This window comes from Pseudomonas sp. LBUM1641, from assembly GCF_059716235.1.
Genome location: NZ_CP166815.1, coordinates 5044783 through 5063354, shown reverse-complemented (window position 1 = coordinate 5063354; position 18572 = coordinate 5044783). Strand labels below are relative to the sequence as shown.

The window sequence follows — 18572 nt, the reverse complement described above, 5'->3', positions numbered from 1 at the left end:
GCTTGCTCGCGAAAAACCGGAGAGCGCCGTTGGGTGTCAGGTTTCCCGCGTTATCGTTGACGCCCTTCGCGAGCAAGCTCGCTCCTACAGTGGATCGGGTGCTACACGAGACCTAACCCGGTCAGCACCATGTCAATCAGCTTGATCCCGGCAAACGGCACCAGCACCCCGCCCAGGCCATAGATCAGCAGGTTGCGATTGAGCAACGCCGCCGCGCCAATCGCCCGGTACGTCACGCCGCGCAGGGCCAGAGGAATCAGCGCCACGATGATCAACGCGTTGAAAATCACCGCGCTGAGAATCGCCGAGTTGGGGCTGGTCAGGTGCATCACGTTCAGCGCGCCGAGCTGCGGATAGGTCGCGACAAACGCCGCCGGGATGATCGCGAAGTACTTCGCTACGTCATTCGCCACGCTGAAGGTGGTCAGTGCGCCACGGGTCATCAGCATCTGCTTGCCCACCTCGACCACTTCGATCAGCTTGGTCGGGTTGCTGTCGAGGTCGACCATGTTGCCGGCTTCTTTCGCCGCCTGGGTGCCGCTGTTCATCGCCACTGCCACGTCGGCCTGGGCCAGTGCCGGGGCGTCGTTGGTGCCGTCGCCGGTCATGGCCACGAGCTTGCCCTGGGCCTGGTAGTCGCGGATCAGTTGCAGCTTGTCTTCCGGGCGCGCCTCGGCGAGGAAGTCATCCACGCCGGCTTCCACCGCAATCGCGGCGGCGGTCAGGCGGTTGTCGCCGGTGATCATCACGGTCTTGATGCCCATGCGCCGCAGTTCGGCGAAGCGCTCCTTGATGCCGCCCTTGACCACGTCCTTTAGCTCTACCACGCCGAGTGCTTTTGAACCGTCGGACACCACCAGCGGGGTGCTGCCGCGTCGCGACACTTCGTCGACCTTGGCCTGCAACGCTGCCGGAAAACTCCCGCCCAACGCTTCGATATGACTGCGGATGGCATCCGCGGCGCCCTTGCGAATACCACGGCCTTCGGGCAGGTCGACGCCGCTCATGCGAGTCTGCGCGGTGAAGTGCACAAAGCTTGCGCCGAGGGCATTGATGTCCCGCGCACGGATGTCGAACTTCTGCTTGGCCAGCACCACAATGCTGCGGCCTTCCGGGGTTTCATCGGCCAGGGACGCCAGTTGTGCAGCGTCGGCCAGGTCGGCTTCCTTGATGCCCGGCGCCGGCAGAAAACTGCTGGCCTGGCGATTGCCCAGGGTGATGGTGCCGGTCTTGTCCAGCAGCAATACATCGATGTCGCCCGCCGCCTCTACCGCACGGCCAGAGGTGGCGATCACATTGGCCGACATCATGCGGCTCATACCTGCCACGCCGATGGCCGAGAGCAGGCCGCCGATAGTGGTGGGGATCAGGCACACCAGCAACGCCACCAATACCGTGGCGCTGATCACACTGCCGCTGCCGCTCATGGCCACGGCGAAGATCGAGTATGGGCTCAGCGTCGCGATCACCAGCAGGAACAACAATGTCAGGCCCACCAGCAAAATCGTCAGCGCGACTTCGTTGGGCGTTTTCTGACGCTTGGCGGATTCGACCATCGAGATCATGCGGTCGAGGAACGACTCACCCGGGTTGACGCTGATGCGCACCACCAGCCAGTCCGACAACACCCGCGTGCCGCCGGTGACCGAGGAAAAGTCGCCGCCGGCTTCGCGGATCACCGGTGCTGATTCGCCGGTGATTGCGCTTTCATCCACCGAGGCCACGCCTTCGATCACTACGCCATCGAGCGGCACCAGGTCGCCGGCTTCGATCAGCACCACCTGGTCCTTGCGCAACAGCGTCGCTTCGGTCGGCAGCCACGCCGCGCCGTGCTTGGGTTGCTGCAGCAGTTTGGCCAGGGTCTGGCGTTTCATCCCCCGCAGGCTGGCGGCCTGGGCGCGGCTGCGACCCTCGGCGAGGGCCTCGGCGAAGTTGGCGAACAGCACGGTGAACCACAGCCACAAGCTGATGCTCAGGATAAACCCGCTGGGGGCTTCACCCTGGCCGCTGAGGGACTGGAACCACAGCAGCGTGGTGAGGAGGCTGCCCAGGTACACCACGAACATCACCGGGTTTTTCCACTGCGCCTGGGGCAGCAGTTTCTTGAACGCATCCCCGCAAGCGGTGAGCACGATGGCGCGATCAAACAGAGGTAAACGAGCATTCTTGATCATGGGGGAATCTCTTACTCACTGGCCGCAATGGGGGGCTGGCGCGAAGGCAGGCGGGCGTCCAGCGCAAGGTTGAGTTGCAGCACATTGACTCGTGGTTCGCCGAGCAAACCGAGGGTGCGGGCGGCGGTGTTTTCATTCACCAGTTGCAGCAGTTCGGCTTCGGGGATCTGCCGCAGGCGGGCGACCCGGGCCAGTTGGATGCGCGCGTTGGCCACGGAGATATGCGGGTCCAGGCCAGAGGCGGAAGCGGTGACCGCATCCACCGGCACCTGGGCGTCGGCGGTGAGGCCGTTGTCCTGACGGTAGGCTTTAACTCGGGCTGCGACCTGGTCTACCAGTTTCTGGCTGGTAGGGCCCAGGTTGCTGGCGCCGCTGGAGCCGGCGTTGTAAGGCTGCGACACGCTTTTGCTCGGGTCTTGCGGGTCTGCGCCGAGGGTCATGCTCGGGCGGCCGTGGAAGTAGCCGGGCTTGGTGAAGTCCTGGCCGATCAACGCCGAGCCGATCACCAGGCCGTCGCGTTCAATCAGCGAACCCTGGGCCTGGAACGGGAACAGCAACTGCGCGGCAAAGGTGGTGAAGATAGGGTAGGCGAGGCCGGTCAGCGCCATGAAAAACACCGCCGAAACCAGCACCGGGCGCAACAGCCCTTTGAATATCGATTGAGTCGTCATCAACGTGTCCTTAGTTGTACGTCTGGCCGGACAGCAACTGCAGTTGCTCCACCAGCGGGCCGAGCGCGAGCGCCGGCAGGAAAGTCAGTCCGCCGACTACCAGCACCACAAACACCACCAGCACCATGAACAGCGGGGTTGCGGTGGGAATGGTCCCGGCACCGGCAGGCACGGTCTTTTTCATCGCCAGGGAACCGGCCACGGCGAGCATCGGCAGCATGGTGAAGAAGCGCCCGACCAGCATCGCGAGGCCAATGGTGGTGTTGAAAAACGGCGTGTTGGCGTTCAGCCCGGCGAACGCCGAACCGTTGTTGGCGGTGCCCGAGGTGTAGGCGTAGAGCACCTCGCTGAAACCGTGGGGGCCGAGGTTATTCAGGCTGGCCATGGTGTCGGGCCACAGGGCGGCGAGGGCGGTGAAACCGAGGATGCTGATGGGGTGCGCGAGCACCGAGAGCATCACCAGTTTCATCTCCCGGGCCTCGATCTTCTTGCCGAGGAATTCCGGGCTGCGGCCGATCATCATGCCCACCAGAAACACCGTCAGCAGCGCGTACTGGATCAGGTTGATAAAGCCCACACCGTCGCCGCCGAACACGCAGTTGAGCATCATCTGCGCCAGGGGCACGAAGCCGCCCATGGGGGTCAATGAGTCGTGCATCGCGTTGACCGAACCGGTGGTGGCCGCGGTGGTGGTGGCGATAAACAGACTGCTGTCGGCGATGCCGAAACGCAGCTCCTTGCCTTCCATATTGCCGCCGCTTTGCTCGATGGAGAGCGTCTGGTTGGCACCGGCCTGGGTCAGCAGCGGGTTGCCGTTTTGCTCGGCGCCATACACCAGTGCGAGGAAACCGATGAACATCACCAGGAAGGTGCCGAAAAACACCCACCCCTGACGGCGTTGCAGCAGCATGCTGCCGAAGGTGTAAGTCAGTGCTGAAGGGATCAGCAACATACTGAGGATGTGCAGGGTGTTGGTCAGCGGCGTCGGGTTTTCGAACGGGTGCGCGGCGTTCATGCTGAAGAAACCGCCGCCGTTGGTGCCGATATGCTTGATCGATTCAAAGCTCGCCACGGCGCCGACAATCAGTTGTTGCTGCGCGCCTTCAAGCGTTGTGGCCAAGGCTTGGGAGGAAAAGGTCTGCGGCATGCCTTGCCACACATATACCAGGGCCATGCCCACGCACAGCGGCAGCATCACGCGGTACAGGGTGCGAGTGAAGTCGACCCAGAAGTTGCCGATATCCGCCGAGCTTGAGCGGCTCAAGCCACGGATAAAACCCGCAGCGGCGACCACGCCCGAGGTGGCGCCGACAAACATCAGGAACGTAATCACCGCCATCTGGCTGAAGTTCGACAGGCTGGTTTCGCCCGAGTACGCCTGCCAGTTGGTGTTGGTGATAAAGGACGCGGCGGTGTTGAACGCCAGGTCCGGGGTTTGCGCGGCCAGCCCGAGTGGGTTGATCGGCATGACGGCTTGCAGCCGCAGGATGATATAGCCGAGCAGCATCATCGCCGCGTTCGACAACAGCAGGGCCGAACCGTAGCGGGCCCAGCCCATGGTTTCCAGCGGGTCGATGCCCAGCAGGCGATAGGTATAACGTTCCGGCAGGGCGTGGCGGGTTCCGGTAAACACCCGGGTCAGCCACTTGCCCATCAGCACGGCGAGCCCGGTCATCAACCCCAGGACCAGCGCAAATTCCAGCAAAGTGCTTAGCATGTCGAGGCTCCGTTCAAATCTTGCCCATGGCGACAATGGCCATGGCTGTCGTGGCGAAAAACACCAGGGAGAGGCCTACAAAAATCACGTCGTACATGGCGGGCTCCCTAGAACTTTTCGGCGCGAATGAGGGCATAGCCCAGATAAGCGAACAGCCCGACGGCGCATAAGCCGCTGGCGATATAGATGAACTTGAGTGTGAGCACGGTGGAACTCCCCTGATTAATAAGCCGCGATTGCGGACGCGGGGAGGTTAAGAGGTTGGGTATCAAGTTCGGGCACTGATTGCGGGTTTGGGTATTGAGACGGTGTATAGATAGTTTTGTGGTGGACGAACGAAAACAAGGGATAGCCCGGGGGCGGGGTATCCCTTGAAAGTCTGGGGTTCTGCTGCTTTTGATGATCAGCTTATTTGGCTTTCTTTTTCTTTGATTCGCGGGTGGCGAGTTGTTCGAAGCAGAAGGCGGCGGCGCCGAACAGGGCGATCATTGAGAGGACGATCATGCCTAAAGTTGAACTTTCCACGATGACTTCCTACGGGAGTGATTGGTGTGGAGTTCACAGTAGTGGAGGGGGGATTAGTTGCTCAATAGAGACGACATAAACGTTATGGCTGGGGTTGAATCTATACGGAATCTTTACGTGGCTGTTGTGTGTATATCCGTTTTTTAGGTAACGGCCACTTAGGGTTCCGCTCTTACAGCGGGTCACTTTTGAAAAGCGCAAAAGTAACCAAAACGCTCTGCCCCGCCTGTCGGCACCTCGCTTAGGCTCGGTGTTCCCTCACTCCGGCATTACTCCGCGGGCCGCCGCGACGGGCCATCCATGGCCCGGCGCGGCTAAACCGGCGTCCTGCCGGTTTACCCGCTCCGCAATACCTGCGTTCGTCCTCGGGATGAATGGGGCAGTCAGATCAAGATCAAAAGCAAGAGCACAGCGGCCTCCCGGCCGGCTTGAGTGTTAGAAGCAGAGGCCAGATCCAGAGCGAAAGCAGAGCTGCTTTTCTGTGGGAGCGGGCTTGCTCGCGAAAAACCTGAGAGCGCCGCGTTCATTCAGGATGCCCGCGTCATCGTTAACGACCTTCGCGAGCAAGCCCGCTCCCACATTTGGACCGTGCCCGCTTTAGCTTTTGATTTGGCTGTTGCTGTTGCTCCACCACACTCAAGCCGGCCGGTAGGCCGCTGTGCTGTTGATCTGCTTGTGATCTTGATCTTAGGCGCCCCGTTAAACCACGCTGGCCGAACGCAGGCTTTGGAGCGTGGGCAACCCGGCAGGACGCCGGGTTAGCCGCGCTGGGCCAAGGATGGCCCATCGCGGCGGCCCACGCTCCAAAGCCGGAGTGAGGGCACACCGAGCCCAAGCGAGGTGCCGAGTGGTGGGGCAAGAGCCCTTTTGGTTACTTTTGGGGCTCTTTTCCAAAAGTGACCCGCTGTAAGAGCGGAACCAATAGCAGCCCTGACCGCAGCAACGGATATGCACCCAACACCGCAGAGCTACAAATTCCGGCTATGCCGATAATCACTGACCGCCTCATACACCGCCTTACGCAACCGATTAATCCCCCCAATCGGCCGATGCGCCTCCACTCCAAACCACGGATTAAACGACTGATTATCACAAGCCAGATTCAACGCTGGCGTATCAAAATCCTGCGCCGGAATCACCACCTTGGCCACCGTCTCAAACGGCGCATCACTCTCTTTCCACTCAATGCTGGTGTCCTCGATCGGCATAAATTTCTGCTGATTCTGCCGCTGAATCTGCAACACAAAACACGCCGCCACCCGGTCTGTCGACAGTTGCTGATTCAACGCACTGCGCAAAAAGTTCGGCAGGTCCTGATTCTGTTTAGGCAGCACATACGCAGGACAGCCCTGGGGATCCGGCGCCACCCGAAACTTCGCATTCGCCGCCCCGAACTTATACGGCGACACCGAGAAATAAGTCGTCTGCGTAGGACTCACCGGCGGCGGTGCCAACGTCGCCAGCGCGATAAACAGATGCCGCACCTGCCAACTGCGCGGATCCACCCCGGGGAAGAACGCCAGGACCTTCTTGCCATCCGCCTGAGCCGAAACGTTCTGCGCATACTCCGCCACATCACTGACAAAAAAGTTCGGATGGCTGAACATCACAAAGTCCTGCTCACCCCGCGTCTGCTGATCCGCGAGCAGTTGCTTGCCCGGCACATCCAGCAATTTGATCGCCATGCCACGGGCATCCCGGATGCTGTCGAACTGCGGATACGCATTGCCGTTGGACAAGCGCATCATCGCCTGCCAAGTCTTGCCGGGCTCCGCGAACACCCCCTGGCGCAATGCAGGGTCGAGGTCCGGCAGTACGCTGACCTCGGCCTTTACACAGCCATGGGCCTTGGCATGCGCATCCCGCAGGTAACGCGTGCCTTCGCGATGTTGGTCGACGATGCGCACCGCGGTCTGGATGATGCCCTGGGTCATGGCGGCTTCACCCGGTGGAATCTGTTCATCCGGCGACACCGGGCCGCTGTGTTGCCAGGCGAACCACAGGGTGGACAGCAACCAGCCCAGCAGGCCCAGGCCCAACAGCCACAACAGGGTCTTGCCAAGAAACGCGCCGAGGCGCAGCCAAAGTCGAGCGAGCATTTAAAAATCCTTTTCTGCGAAGTCGGTTGAGTCAGGGCAGCTGCTGTTCCAGCGGGCCACCCAGCACTTTCAAATATTCCAGCAGCGCCCAGCGTTCCTGAGGCAGCAAGCCTCGGCCGATTACCCCGTTGCCACGCTGCCCGGCACGGAATTCGTGGCCACTGTTGTGGTTGCCGGTGATGCGCGTATCGAACAGGAACGCGTTGGGGAACGCCGCGGTTTGATAGCCCAGGTGGCGCGGGTCGTATTCGAAGGTGCCTTTATAGAAGGTCGGGCTGCGCTCGTCCTGAGGCGAGAGCAATTGATAGATCGTCGGCACCGAACCGTTGTGCAGGAACGGCGGTGTCGCCCATACCCCGGCCAGTGGCCGTGCCTTGTAGGCACGCAATTCGCGCACGCCAATGGGCAGGCCGAAGCCGTCCAGGCGCGGACGTTCGGCAGGTGTCACGCCGGCTGCACGGTAGGCGTGGTCTTCGACAAAGGCGGTGATGTACGCCAAGCCTTTGGCTGAAGAAATGCCGCGCAGGTCCAGCGGCTCGGTGGGGGTGGGGTGCAGTTCGACGTTCATTTTCGCCAACTCCGCCGGGTCCCATTGCAGGGCGCTGAGGTCGAAGCGGTGGTCAGCGATATTGTTGGCGGTAGTGGGGTCGGTGCCGATGACTTCCACCGGGAGCATTTTCAACTGGCGCACCGGGCGGCCATCGACTTGGGAAACTGCCGGTACGTGGCAGCCGGCGCAGTTTTCGGTGAACAACGCGCGGCCTTGGGCCGCCAACGGTTTGTCGATGGCGCCGAACAGGTCTTCAGGCCAGGTGGGTGGCTTGAGCCGTTGCAGGGTTTCTTCGATGGTGTTCAGGTCACGTACCCGCACGCTGGAGGCGTAGCGCGCATCGCCCTTGAGAGGCTGGCCGGCGCTGTCGAAGAAGTCCAGGGTGGCGCCGACGCCCAGGGCTTCGCCGATATTGCGGGCCATGGGTTGCTGGGCCGAGCCGTTCCATTGCACCCAGTCGAAGGTCCAGATGTCCCACAGTTGCGGATAGTCCACCGGTGCATTGGCGATGCGGTAGTTGTCGGGGGAAATGGCGTCGCCGAAGCTGGCGTTGGCGATACGGCCAAAGGCATCGGTGCGGCCCGGGCCTTCTTCGGTGGGGTAGAGGCCGCGGTGGGTGTCGTTCCAGGCGACTTTCAGAAAGTTGTTCAGGGACTTCTTGAAGTCCTGGCGCAGTTGCGCGGCGTTCTGGTCGTTGTAGTCGTGGCCCAGCACGGTGTGGGCAAAGCGCTCGAATTTCCAAGGGTTGTAGTAGGTCGAGGCCAAACTGGCGACCATTGCCTGGCCGAAGCTGCCGCCGCGCAGGGTCGGTACGCTGGACGGCAGCACATGTTGCGCCGGGCCACCGTCGACCCGCAGGCCCTGGCCTTTGAAGTTCAACTGGCCGGTGTGGCAGGCGGCGCACGTGATGTCGAGGAACTCATCATTGCTGCCAGCGTTTTTATGCCGGGCGAAACCCACCGGCAGGTTGCCGGGGTTTTGCGCGGTGGGCACTTGATTGGGGTCTACCAGGAAACCGAAGCGCGCCAGGTATTCGGGTGTGGCGAAACGCTGTTCGGAGAACGGCAGTTCCAGCGCAGTGAACCAGTCATAGCGCAGGCCCTTGACCTGGGTGCCCTGGGGCGTGAAGTAATACGTCTGGCGATCTGCGGCGCTCCATTGATCCTGGTAATGCACCTGTTCCACCGGCACGTAAACCGGCAGCTTCGGGTTGACCACGTAATAGAGCACCACCGCCAGGATCAGGCCCAGCAGTATGAAAATCATCAGCAAAACACGGGAAAAAATGCGCAAGATAACTATCCTTGTCGAGTTCTAGCGTTCTTATGCCATCAGGCCAGCAGTGCGGCAAGTGGCCATGAGCTTGGTTCCAGCGCTCCAGCTGTCCGTTGCAGGGTCGTGGATTGAATGAAAATGCTTTTAAACACGTGAACTTATCAGAAATTTCCTGCTCACATGCCGGTAGCCATTGGTCGTGGCCGCCTGATAAGCTCGCGACTTTACTCGAATGCCCTTTTGGCACACGAACAAGGAAATAGCATGAAACAGCATCGGTTGGCGGCGGCGGTGGCCCTGGTTAGCCTGGTACTTGCGGGTTGTGATTCGCAAACCAGCGTAGAGCTGAAAACCCCGGCGCAAAAAGCTTCCTACGGTATCGGCCTGAACATGGGCAAAAGCCTTGCTCAAGAAGGCATGGATGACCTGGACTCCAAAGCCGTAGCCCAAGGCATCGAAGATGCCGTCGGCAAGAAAGAACAGAAGCTGAAAGACGACGAGCTGGTCGAAGCCTTCGCCGCACTGCAAAAACGTGCTGAAGAGCGTATGGCCAAGATGAGCGAAGAGTCGGCAACCGCCGGCAAGAAATTCCTCGAAGAGAACGCCAAGAAAGACGGCGTTGTCACCACTGCTTCCGGTCTGCAATACAAGATCGTGAAGAAAGCTGACGGTGCTCAACCCAAGCCTACCGACGTAGTGACTGTTCACTACACCGGCAAGCTCACCAACGGCACCACCTTTGACAGCTCCGTGGATCGCGGTAGCCCGATTGACCTGCCGGTCAGCGGCGTGATTCCAGGTTGGGTCGAAGGCCTGCAACTGATGCACGTTGGCGAGAAGGTCGAGTTGTACATCCCGTCCGACCTGGCCTACGGTGCCCAGAGCCCGAGCCCGGCGATTCCAGCCAACTCCGTGCTGGTATTCGACCTGGAACTGCTGGCCATCAAGGACCCGTCCAAGGCTGAAGCACCTGACGCACCGGCTGCACCGGCTGCCAAGAAGTAATCAGCGCCTGAACACACAACGCCCCGTCTCGACGGGGCGTTGTTGTTTCTGGCCTGTGCATAACTTTTCCATTTGGATCCCGGCCAAAATCAACCGAACCCACGCGGTCTAGAGCAGTCTGATAAAAGACCTGAGTACGGGTAGACGCAGATTATCTCCAAGTCAATGAATTCTTGGGTTTTTTTTATGTGCGCAAAAAACGCCCGATCTGACTGTAGGCCTTGTATTACGTGGCTTTCAGCCTGGAAAATAGGCTCTGTTCACAAGGTTATCCACAATTTGTGTGGATAACCTTTTCTGTCGTCTGGAACTGGAGTGACGATGAAAGCACCGTTTAATTTCACCCGTTTCCTGCCCATGGCCGCCCGCCTGCTTGGCCGAGGGCGCTTGCCTACATTGCTGTTCGCCGTTGCCGCCAAAGGCTCGAGCCAGGGCAACCGCTTGGGCAAGCTCAAGGACGACCTCAAACTGCTCCAGGCCTTGTGCCTGGCCTACTGGCGCGGCGAGTACCGGGCCATCAGCCCCAAGGCGCTGATTTCGGTGGTGGCGGGGCTGATGTACTTCCTCAGCCCGATTGACGCGATCCCGGACTTTATCCCGGTGTTCGGCATGCTCGACGACATTGCCGTGCTGGCGTGGGTCATGAAGACCCTGAACGGTGAGCTGAGCGCTTTTCGCGCCTGGCGCGAGCGTCAGGTCCCGGAGAAGCTCGCGGTGGTTGAGCGCCTGCCAGCGACGCCTCTGTTGCTTGAGCAGGAACACCTGAAAAAAAACTGAAGCTTGCGAATATCCCCCTGCGCTCTTTGTGGCTGTTAGGATTACACTCCTAAGGAAAGTACTTACGAAGTAAGTGTTGTGATCCTACGGGGCATTCATGGATATTCAGATAATTAGAAAGGATGGCGAACCCGAATATGCGGTTCTGCCATGGGCTCAGTATCAGGCGCTGTTAAAAGCCGCCGGGCAGCAACAGCCCACACCTCCTGCTTCGACCCTTAGCCAAACCGCTGCCGAACCCGATCTACGCCCCCTGGAGCAGCTGCGAAGCCTGCGCGACGCCAAGGGCCTGGCCATCGAGGCTCTGGCGCGCACAGTGGGCATCAGCCCGTCTTACCTGGGCTTGATCGAAAGTGGTGAACGCCAGCCGGACGCAGCCATCCGCCGCAGCCTGGCCTGGGAACTGGGCGTCGCAGGTTGGAGGGACGAAACGTGAGCGTACGCATCAGCCGTCAGCATTGGGATGGGTTAATCAACGAACTTGATCAGGCGCGCCGACAGCGCCATCTCTTGACCTACCGCGCATTGCTGGAGCGTCTGCAATTTCCCACGCCGGCCATGCAGACCCTGACGGCCGCGCTGGAACACCTGGCGGCGCTGGATGCCAAGGCCGACCAACCGCTGCGCAGTTCCCTGGTGATTAGCCAGGGCGCCAGCCGTCTGCCACGTACCGGTTTCTTTGAATGTGTGGAGCGTCTTGGACGCTTCTGCGGGCCGTCCGATGGCGTGGCAGCAGCGTCGTGGCACGCATCGGAGGTGGTGCGGGTGTTTGAGTACGATTATCCCGAGTCAGCGGAGGCTTAGTGTTTTGGAAGCTTAAGGCGTATGTCAGTTATTGGCTGGCGCGCAAATTGTTTCATTGGTCCTGGTTCATGCGGCAGCCTCGTTGCTGGCAATGGCTTGAAGGTCAGTTTGCACGCATGGCCAATCTGGGCGACGTAGGGGCACAGAGTTTCTACGGACATATCCTGACATTTCGTGGCAAGGGCCTCGGCGCCCGTGAAGAGGGCGTGCGGCTGTTGCGCCTGGCGGCTCAGGCCGGAGATGGCAAGGCTGCGTACCAGATTGGGGTGTTGAGCCTCGCGGGCAGCCTTGGCAAGGCGCCGGATCCGCTGGAAGCGGCACGCTGGTGGAAAATCGCCGCCCGAGCCGGGCACCCGCTGGCGCAGATTCGCCTGGAACAACTCTGATCTAGAGCGGCTCCGGTTCTGCCTGGCCCAACTCCAGACTGTCGATCACATGAATGCTGTAGCCCGCCACGTTCTTCGCGTGGTGCTTGGCTTGCGAGGCCAGTTCTGCCAATTGGCTGGCATCGAGTTGTCCACAGGCCTGTGGATACAAATGCACCACGCCGATGGACAGCGACAGCAACGCAAACTCCTGGCGCACACCCTGGCGGTTCAGTGCAACGAAACAGCCCGCGTCCAGATGCTCGCTGCGATAGAAGCGCCGGCATTGAGTGTGGAAGTCGTCCAGCAGCTGGTTAAGCCGTTTGCGCCAATCCTGCGGCCCCAACACCAGCAAAAAATCATCCCCGCCGATATGCCCGACAAAGTCGCGGCTGGGGTCTACCCGGTCGTTCAGGCATTGCGCGAGGCACAGCAGCACTTCATCGCCGCGGCCATAGCCGTAGATATCGTTGAATGGCTTGAAACTGTCGATATCCACGTAGCAGATCACTGACTCACGCTGTTGCTGCAACAACCGCGTCAGGCACTGCTGGATTGGTACGTTGCCCGGCAGCAAGGTCAGCGGGTTGGCGTAGCGCGCCTGCTGGATTTTCAGCTCGGTAATCAGCTTGAGCACGTCGATTACCCGGCCCAGCCCCAGGTAATCACCGTTGAGGGTGATGATGAAATCTTCCTCGATGCGCTGGCGTGCGCGACTGGTGAGCAGGCGGCTGACTTGCTGCAAGGACTGGCTCAGTTCCACGGCGAGGAAGTCATCACTCATCAAACGGCTGATGGGCTTGCGGGCGAACAGGTCGGTAGCAAACGGCTTGAGCAGGGCGTCCGACAACGAGTGCCGGTGCACGATGCCGATTGGATGGCCACGCTCATCCAGCACCGCCAGGGAGTTGAGGTTGGCCTGGCGCCGGAAAGCTTCCAGCACCTGCGCCGTGGCGGTGTGCTGGCCCACCGCCGGTTGTTCGTTGAGCAGGGCGCTGAGGTCGCTGCCTTCGTCATTCAGCGCGACGTTGGCGCTGTCCGGCTTTGGCAGCATCAGCCGGGCTTCCTGCGGCGGATGTTCCTGGGGGCGGCAGAGCAGGTAGCCCTGCACCAGGTCGACGCCCATCTCGGTGAGCACCGCCAACTCTTCCGGCAATTCGATGCCTTCGGCGATGACCTGGGCCCGGGAGGCCTTGGCGATTTGCAGGATCGAGCCGACAAACTCGCGCTTGAGGGCGTCCTGGTGGATGCCGTCGATAAAATGCCGGTCGATCTTCACGTAGTCCGGGCGCAATTCCGACCATAGACGCAGGCTGGAATAGCCGGCGCCCAGGTCATCCAGGGCAATCGAAAAGCCCATGGCGCGGTAATGATGCAGCGCGGTTTGCAGCAGTTGGAAATCGTCGGTCGGGGTTTGCTCGGTCAGTTCGATCACCACCTGGCTGGGCGGGATGCCGAAGTCGCTGAGCAGTTGCAGGGTACGGCCGGGCTGGTGCGCGGTTTCCAGCAGGGATTCGGGCGAGACGTTAAGGAACAGCTTGCCCGGCAGCTTCTGGTCGCTGAACCGTCGGCAGGCACTTTCCCGGCAGACCATCTCCAGCTCGCTGAGGCGCCCGGCGTGGCGGGCCACGGAGAACAGCGCGATAGGCGAGTGCAGTGGGCTGTTGGACGGGCCGCGACTGAGGGCTTCGTAACCGACGACGCGGCGTTCGGACAGGGAAATGATCGGTTGGAACAGGCTGTGCAAACTGCCTTGAGCCAGGATTGAGCCCAATGCATTCAGCTGTTCGGTCATGGTCATGATTTTCTCGGGTCGAAAAAAAAGGACCTGCTTGGGCAGGTCCTTCATTTCACGACAGAATGATGTCTATTTGATGACACTCCGGGGAGCGTTCACATTAAATTGCCATCATTTACTGCTTGGCCACCGTCTTACTGATTTTCAAGTAATCCAGCAGGATCCGCCCGGTCTCGCTCAGGTAGGCATCATCTTCCGGCTTGGTTTTATCAGGCTCGGCGGCGATCGCGTCTTCGTCTTCTTTCTTCAGTTCCTTGAGTGGAGCTTCGCCTTTGGCCTTGCGGCGGGCGTTCTCCAGCACCAGTTGCTGATTCTCGATGTCGGTGTGCTGCGCACGACGGTCGGCTTCGTTCAGGCTGACGGTTTTCTCTTCCATCAACTTCTTGGCCAGGGCCAGTTTGTCGCGGATGAAGATGAACTCGGCATCCTTGGCGGAGCGGGTATCGTGATCAGTTTTCAACTGCGCCACGTACGGTTTGAACGGGTCTACCGCCGGCTTGATCGCAGGACGGATGGTGTCCCACGGCATGGCCTCGGGCAGGGCGCTCTCGCCGATTTCCTTGGTGTCGATGATCGACGGGAAATCGATATCGGGCAGTACGCCCTGATGCTGGGTGCTCTGCCCGGAAACCCGGTAGAACTTGGCCAGGGTCAGTTTCAGCTCGCCATGGTTCAGCGGCTGGATGGTCTGCACGGTGCCTTTGCCGAAGGTCTGGCCGCCGATAATCAGCGCCCGGTGGTAGTCCTGCATCGCGCCGGCGAAAATCTCCGAAGCCGATGCCGAGAGGCGGTTGACCAGCAACGCCATCGGCCCTTTGTAGAAGGCCCCCGGGTTCTCGTCTTCCAGCACGTCTACACGGCCGTCAGCGTTACGCACCAGTACGGTCGGACCCTTGTCGATAAACAGGCTGGTCAGCTCGGTGGCTTCCTGCAGGGAGCCGCCGCCGTTGTTGCGCAGGTCGATGACCACGCCGTCGACTTTTTCCTTCTGCAGTTCTGTCAGGATTTTCTTAACGTCGCGAGTGGTGCTCTTGTAGTCCGGATCACCGGCGCGGAACGCTTTGAAGTCCAGGTAGAACGCCGGGATCACAACCACGCCCAGCTTGTAGTCCTTGCCATCCTGCTTGAGGTTGAGGACTTGCTTTTGGACGGCCTGGTCTTCGAGCTTCACCGCTTCACGGGTGATGGACACGATCTTGCTGGTCTGGTCGTTCGGCGCGTTGGTGTGCGGAATCACTTCCAGGCGCACCACGCTGCCTTTCGGACCACGGATCAGCTTGACCACTTCATCGAGACGCCAGCCGACCACGTCGACCATCTCTTTGTCGGCCTGGGCCACACCGATGATCTTGTCGGCCGGAGCAACCTGCTTGGTCTTGTCGGCAGGACCTGCCGGCACCAGACGCACGATTTTCACCTGGTCGTTATCGCTTTGCAGGACGGCACCGATGCCTTCCAGCGACAGACTCATGTTGATATCGAAATTTTCCGCGTTATCTGGGGACAGATAATTGGTGTGCGGGTCGTAGGACATTGCGAAGGTGTTGATGTAGGCCTGGAAGATATCTTCGGCACGGGTCTGATCCAGACGTGCCAGCTGATTCTTGTAGCGCTTGGTCAACAGTTCCTGAATGGCCTTCGGCTCTTTGCCGGCGATCTTCAAACGCAGGACTTCATCCTTGACGCGTTTGCGCCACAGGTCGTCCAGTTCGGCTTCGGTGGTCAGCCAAGGAGCGTCCTTGCGGTCAACCAGCAAGGTCTCTTTCTTGGTGAAGTCGAGCTTGTCGACGCCCTTGTTCAGCTCACCAATGGCGAAGTCCAGACGCGCTTTGACGCGGTCCAGGTAACGCTTGTAGATGGTGAAGCCGGGCTGCAAATCACCGCTCTTGAGGAAGTCGTCGAACTGCGTCTTCCACTTGTCGAACTCGGTGATGTCGCTGGCCAGGAAATAGCTGCGCGAGGGATCCAACAGCTTGAGGTAGCTGTCGTAAATGATCACCGAGCGAGCGTCGTCCAGCGGCGGCTTGCTGTAATGGTGGCGCTTGAGCAACTCAACGACGTTAAGGCTGGCAATCACCTCATCGCGATCAGGCTGAAGATTGTCCCAGCTGTTGGCTGCGAACGTATTGCTCGATAGCGGCAGAAGGCCGATACCAATAAAAAGAGCGAGGGCGGTGCTGGGGAACAAATGCTTCATGCTGATTCGACGCGGGGGCAATTGATAACGCATATTAGGCCGTCTTTGAAGTCGCCGGTTCCATATGGGCCGGTCGCATAATGCAAAAAGCCCGGCGCTACAGCAACGGGCTCAGTCCAGACTCACTATGGAGGCACTGTGAAAGCATTGCAAGGCGTTGAAGGTCATGTGGAGTGGCAAGATGAGCCGAGTCCTACATGTGATGTAGGCCAAGTTCGCATTCGTGTGGCGGCTGCGGGCCTGAATCGGGCCGATTTATTACAGCGGTCAGGGCTCTATCCACCGCCTCCAGGAGCTAGTCAGGTGCTGGGCCTGGAGTGTTCCGGGGTGATCAGCGAAGTCGGTGCTGGTTCGTCGTGGCAAGTAGGTGATCGCGTTTGCGCCCTGCTGGCTGGCGGCGGGATGGCTGAAGAAGTGGTAGTGGATGCGCGGCATGTGCTGCCGGTGCCGGAGGGCGTTTCGCTGGTGGAAGCTGCCGGGTTGCCCGAGGTGTACAGCACCGCGTGGCTGAATCTGTTCCAGTTGGCGGGCCTCAAGCCTGGTGAGAAGGTGCTGTTGCATGCTGGCGCCAGCGGCGTGGGGTCGGCGGCGATTCAGTTGTGCAAGGCGTTTGGTAGCCCTTGCTGGGTCAGTGTGGGGTCGGCGGATCGCCTGGCGTACTGTGAAACGCTGGGGGCTCAGGGGGGTGTGGTACGTACTGACGGCATCGAGGGGCTGAGTGATTTCGGACCGTTCGATGTGATTCTTGACCCGGTGGGCGGGAGCTATGCTGCGTTGAATCTCAAGCTCGCGGCGCGTGATGGGCGCTGGGTGTTGATTGGCTTGATGGGCGGCCGTGAGGCGCAGATCGATTTGGCGCAGGTGTTGGCCAAGCGTGTGCAGGTGTTGGGGTCGACGTTGCGTAGCCGGGATGATCAGTTCAAGGCTGACCTGTTCAGTGACTTGAGCCAGCATGTTTGGCCGTTGTTTGCTGAGGGCCGTTTGAGTCCGCAATTGGCCAAGACTTTTGCGATCAAGGATGCCGAGGCTGCGTTTGCGGAACTGGCGACTAATCAGATTTCCGGGAAGCTGGTGTTGGTGATTGACGAGAGTCTGACCTGATTTCAGATGCATCATTTGTGTTTGGGGGGGAGTTGGGCTGTGTGTATATCCGTTATTTAGGTAACGGCGGCCTATGGTTCCGCTCTTACAGCGGCTCACTTTTGAACAGCGCAAAAGTAAGCAAAACGCTCTTGCCCCACCACTCGGCACCTCGCTAATGCTCGGTGTGCCCTCACTCCGGCTTTGGAGCGTGGGCCGCCGCGATGGGCCATCCCTGGCCCAGGACGGCTAACCTGGCGTCCTGCCAGGTTACCCACGCTCCAAAGCCTGCGTTCGGCCAGCGTGGTTTAACGGGGCGCCTAAGATCAAGATCAAAAGCAGATCAAGAGCACAGCGGCCTACAGGCCGGCTTGAGTGTGGTGAAGCAAAGGCACAAACCAAATCAAAAGCGGGCACGGTCCAAATGTGGGAGCGGGCTTGCTCGCGAAGGTCGTTAACGATGACGCTGGCATTCTGGATGAACGCGGCGGTCTCAGGTTTTTCGCGAGCAAGCTCGCTCCTACAGAGAAGGAAGCCGGCCGGGAGGCCGCTGTGCTTTTGCTTTTGATTTTGATCTGACTGCCCCATTCAGCCCGAGGCCGAACGCAGGCAGTGCGGAGCGGGTAAACCGGCAGGACGCCGGTTTAGCCGCGCCGGGCCATGGATGGCCCGTCGCGGCGGCCCGCTTCGCGGTGCCGGAGTGAGGGAACGCCGAGCCACAGCGAGGCGCCGACAGGCGGGGCAGAGCGTTTTGCTTACTTTTGCGCTGTTCAAAAGTGAGCCGCTGTAAGAGCGGAACCATAAGCGGCCGTTACCTAAACAACGGATATGTACTCACCTCAAACCAGCGCAAAACGTCAGACCCAATGATGAATCGGCCACCCAGCCTTTTCAGCATGCGCCCGCAACACCGGGTCCGGATTCACCACCTGCGGGTTCTCCACCTTCAGCAACAGCGGCAAATCATTGCGCGAATCCGAGTAGAAGTACGCCCCATCAAGGTGCTCGCCTTCCTGCTCCAGCCATTCCATCAGCCGGGTGATCTTGCCTTCGCGGTACGTCAGTACACCGGTGGTCTTGCCGCTGTACACCCCATGCGCAACGTCCAGCTCGATCCCCAGCACTTCATCGATGCCAATACGCGCCGCAATCGGCTTGACCAAGTGCGTCCCCGACGCCGAGATCACCAGAATCCGGTCGCCGTTCTTGCGGTGCTGGGCGATGGTCCGGGTGGCTTCGCTGTAGATCAGCGGCTCGATAACATCTTCCACCCACGGCTCTACAAGGTGTTCGATCTCTTCCGGCGTGCGCCCGATCATCGGCTCCAGGCTGAAGTCCATATAGTCCTCCATGGCCAGCTCGCCGCGGCTGTAGGCCGCCATCAGTTCGTCGTTCTTGCGCATGAACGACTCGCCATCCACCCAGGCCAGGCGGCCCATCTGCTCGCTCCACAGGGTGGCGCAGTCGCCGTGGATCAGGGTGTCGTCCAGATCAAAAATTACCAATGCCATCAGTCACGCTCTCTCAAATAAATC

General features: G+C 60.2%; 15 protein-coding genes. 6 read left to right on the top strand and 9 right to left on the bottom strand.

Annotation, left to right across the window (positions count from 1 at the left end; all coding sequences use genetic code 11):
• Nucleotides 1-101 precede the first annotated feature (101 nt).
• From kdpB to ACA046_RS23070, 6 genes are all read right to left on the bottom strand, one after another.
• Nucleotides 102-2174 carry a potassium-transporting ATPase subunit KdpB gene (gene kdpB / locus ACA046_RS23095; protein ID WP_459022726.1) on the bottom strand — a complete coding sequence of 691 codons (2073 nt, stop codon included), beginning with the start codon at nucleotides 2172-2174 and terminating at the stop codon, nucleotides 102-104.
• A gap of 11 nt (nucleotides 2175-2185) precedes the next feature.
• A complete protein-coding gene (gene kdpC, locus ACA046_RS23090) occupies nucleotides 2186-2845 on the bottom strand; it encodes a K(+)-transporting ATPase subunit C (RefSeq protein ID WP_459022724.1) in 660 nt (219 codons plus the stop codon).
• A 10-nt stretch (nucleotides 2846-2855) separates the two neighbouring features.
• A complete protein-coding gene (gene kdpA / locus ACA046_RS23085) occupies nucleotides 2856-4562 on the bottom strand; it encodes a potassium-transporting ATPase subunit KdpA (protein WP_497675065.1) in 1707 nt (568 codons plus the stop codon).
• Nucleotides 4563-4669: 107 nt separating this feature from the next.
• Nucleotides 4670-4768, bottom strand: a complete 99-nt coding sequence (gene kdpF / locus ACA046_RS23080) for a K(+)-transporting ATPase subunit F (RefSeq protein ID WP_003219423.1) — start codon at nucleotides 4766-4768, stop codon at nucleotides 4670-4672.
• 1287 nt (nucleotides 4769-6055) lie between these two features.
• Nucleotides 6056-7186 (bottom strand): catalase family protein, encoded by a 1131-nt coding sequence (locus ACA046_RS23075; RefSeq protein WP_497675064.1) that lies wholly within the window; start codon nucleotides 7184-7186, stop codon nucleotides 6056-6058.
• Between the two features lie 31 nt (nucleotides 7187-7217).
• Nucleotides 7218-9029 carry a di-heme-cytochrome C peroxidase gene (locus ACA046_RS23070; RefSeq protein WP_497675063.1) on the bottom strand — a complete coding sequence of 604 codons (1812 nt, stop codon included), beginning with the start codon at nucleotides 9027-9029 and terminating at the stop codon, nucleotides 7218-7220.
• A gap of 246 nt (nucleotides 9030-9275) precedes the next feature.
• Between ACA046_RS23070 and bamJ the strand changes: the two genes are divergently transcribed.
• From bamJ to ACA046_RS23045, 5 genes are all read left to right on the top strand, one after another.
• Complete coding sequence (gene bamJ / locus ACA046_RS23065; RefSeq protein ID WP_167663547.1) at nucleotides 9276-10016, top strand: BamJ family beta-barrel-assembly machinery protein; 741 nt, start codon at nucleotides 9276-9278, stop codon at nucleotides 10014-10016.
• A gap of 321 nt (nucleotides 10017-10337) precedes the next feature.
• Entirely contained in the window at nucleotides 10338-10793 is a 456-nt protein-coding gene (locus tag ACA046_RS23060; protein WP_076015295.1) for a YkvA family protein, read from the top strand.
• A 97-nt stretch (nucleotides 10794-10890) separates the two neighbouring features.
• Nucleotides 10891-11229 (top strand): helix-turn-helix domain-containing protein, encoded by a 339-nt coding sequence (locus ACA046_RS23055; protein WP_497675062.1) that lies wholly within the window; start codon nucleotides 10891-10893, stop codon nucleotides 11227-11229.
• Nucleotides 11226-11597 carry a hypothetical protein gene (locus ACA046_RS23050; protein ID WP_010166435.1) on the top strand — a complete coding sequence of 124 codons (372 nt, stop codon included), beginning with the start codon at nucleotides 11226-11228 and terminating at the stop codon, nucleotides 11595-11597. The genes ACA046_RS23055 and ACA046_RS23050 overlap by 4 nt, the downstream gene beginning before the upstream one ends.
• The gene (locus ACA046_RS23045) at nucleotides 11597-11983 is read left to right on the top strand and encodes a tetratricopeptide repeat protein (RefSeq protein WP_076015297.1); all 387 of its coding nucleotides are present in this window, start codon (nucleotides 11597-11599) and stop codon (nucleotides 11981-11983) included. The genes ACA046_RS23050 and ACA046_RS23045 overlap by 1 nt, the downstream gene beginning before the upstream one ends.
• Before the next feature lies 1 nt (nucleotide 11984).
• Here ACA046_RS23045 and ACA046_RS23040 read toward each other — a convergent pair whose 3' ends face one another.
• Together ACA046_RS23040 and ACA046_RS23035 are read right to left on the bottom strand one after the other, a co-directional pair.
• A complete protein-coding gene (locus tag ACA046_RS23040) occupies nucleotides 11985-13763 on the bottom strand; it encodes a bifunctional diguanylate cyclase/phosphodiesterase (RefSeq protein ID WP_497675061.1) in 1779 nt (592 codons plus the stop codon).
• Between the two features lie 112 nt (nucleotides 13764-13875).
• Complete coding sequence (locus ACA046_RS23035) at nucleotides 13876-15957, bottom strand: carboxy terminal-processing peptidase (protein WP_173860379.1); 2082 nt, start codon at nucleotides 15955-15957, stop codon at nucleotides 13876-13878.
• 138 nt (nucleotides 15958-16095) lie between these two features.
• On the opposite strand from ACA046_RS23035, the gene ACA046_RS23030 reads away from it, so the two are divergent.
• Entirely contained in the window at nucleotides 16096-17058 is a 963-nt protein-coding gene (locus tag ACA046_RS23030; protein ID WP_497675060.1) for a zinc-binding dehydrogenase, read from the top strand.
• Between the two features lie 836 nt (nucleotides 17059-17894).
• Here the strand turns inward: ACA046_RS23030 and ACA046_RS23025 are convergent.
• Nucleotides 17895-18548 carry an HAD family hydrolase gene (locus ACA046_RS23025; RefSeq protein WP_497675059.1) on the bottom strand — a complete coding sequence of 218 codons (654 nt, stop codon included), beginning with the start codon at nucleotides 18546-18548 and terminating at the stop codon, nucleotides 17895-17897.
• Nucleotides 18549-18572 lie beyond the last annotated feature (24 nt).

Excerpts from the sequence above, each read along its gene's own strand:
- ACA046_RS23040 (WP_497675061.1), bottom strand. The coding sequence starts at position 13,763 with ATGACCATGACCGAACAGCTGAATGCATTGGGCTCAATCCTGGCTCAA.
- ACA046_RS23075 (WP_497675064.1), bottom strand. The coding sequence starts at position 7,186 with ATGCTCGCTCGACTTTGGCTGCGCCTCGGCGCGTTTCTTGGCAAGACC.
- bamJ (WP_167663547.1), top strand. The coding sequence starts at position 9,276 with ATGAAACAGCATCGGTTGGCGGCGGCGGTGGCCCTGGTTAGCCTGGTA.
- kdpC (WP_459022724.1), bottom strand. The coding sequence starts at position 2,845 with ATGACGACTCAATCGATATTCAAAGGGCTGTTGCGCCCGGTGCTGGTT.
- ACA046_RS23055 (WP_497675062.1), top strand. The coding sequence starts at position 10,891 with ATGGATATTCAGATAATTAGAAAGGATGGCGAACCCGAATATGCGGTT.
- ACA046_RS23035 (WP_173860379.1), bottom strand. The coding sequence starts at position 15,957 with ATGAAGCATTTGTTCCCCAGCACCGCCCTCGCTCTTTTTATTGGTATC.
- kdpB (WP_459022726.1), bottom strand. The coding sequence starts at position 2,174 with ATGATCAAGAATGCTCGTTTACCTCTGTTTGATCGCGCCATCGTGCTC.
- ACA046_RS23060 (WP_076015295.1), top strand. The coding sequence starts at position 10,338 with ATGAAAGCACCGTTTAATTTCACCCGTTTCCTGCCCATGGCCGCCCGC.
- ACA046_RS23025 (WP_497675059.1), bottom strand. The coding sequence starts at position 18,548 with ATGGCATTGGTAATTTTTGATCTGGACGACACCCTGATCCACGGCGAC.
- kdpA (WP_497675065.1), bottom strand. The coding sequence starts at position 4,562 with ATGCTAAGCACTTTGCTGGAATTTGCGCTGGTCCTGGGGTTGATGACC.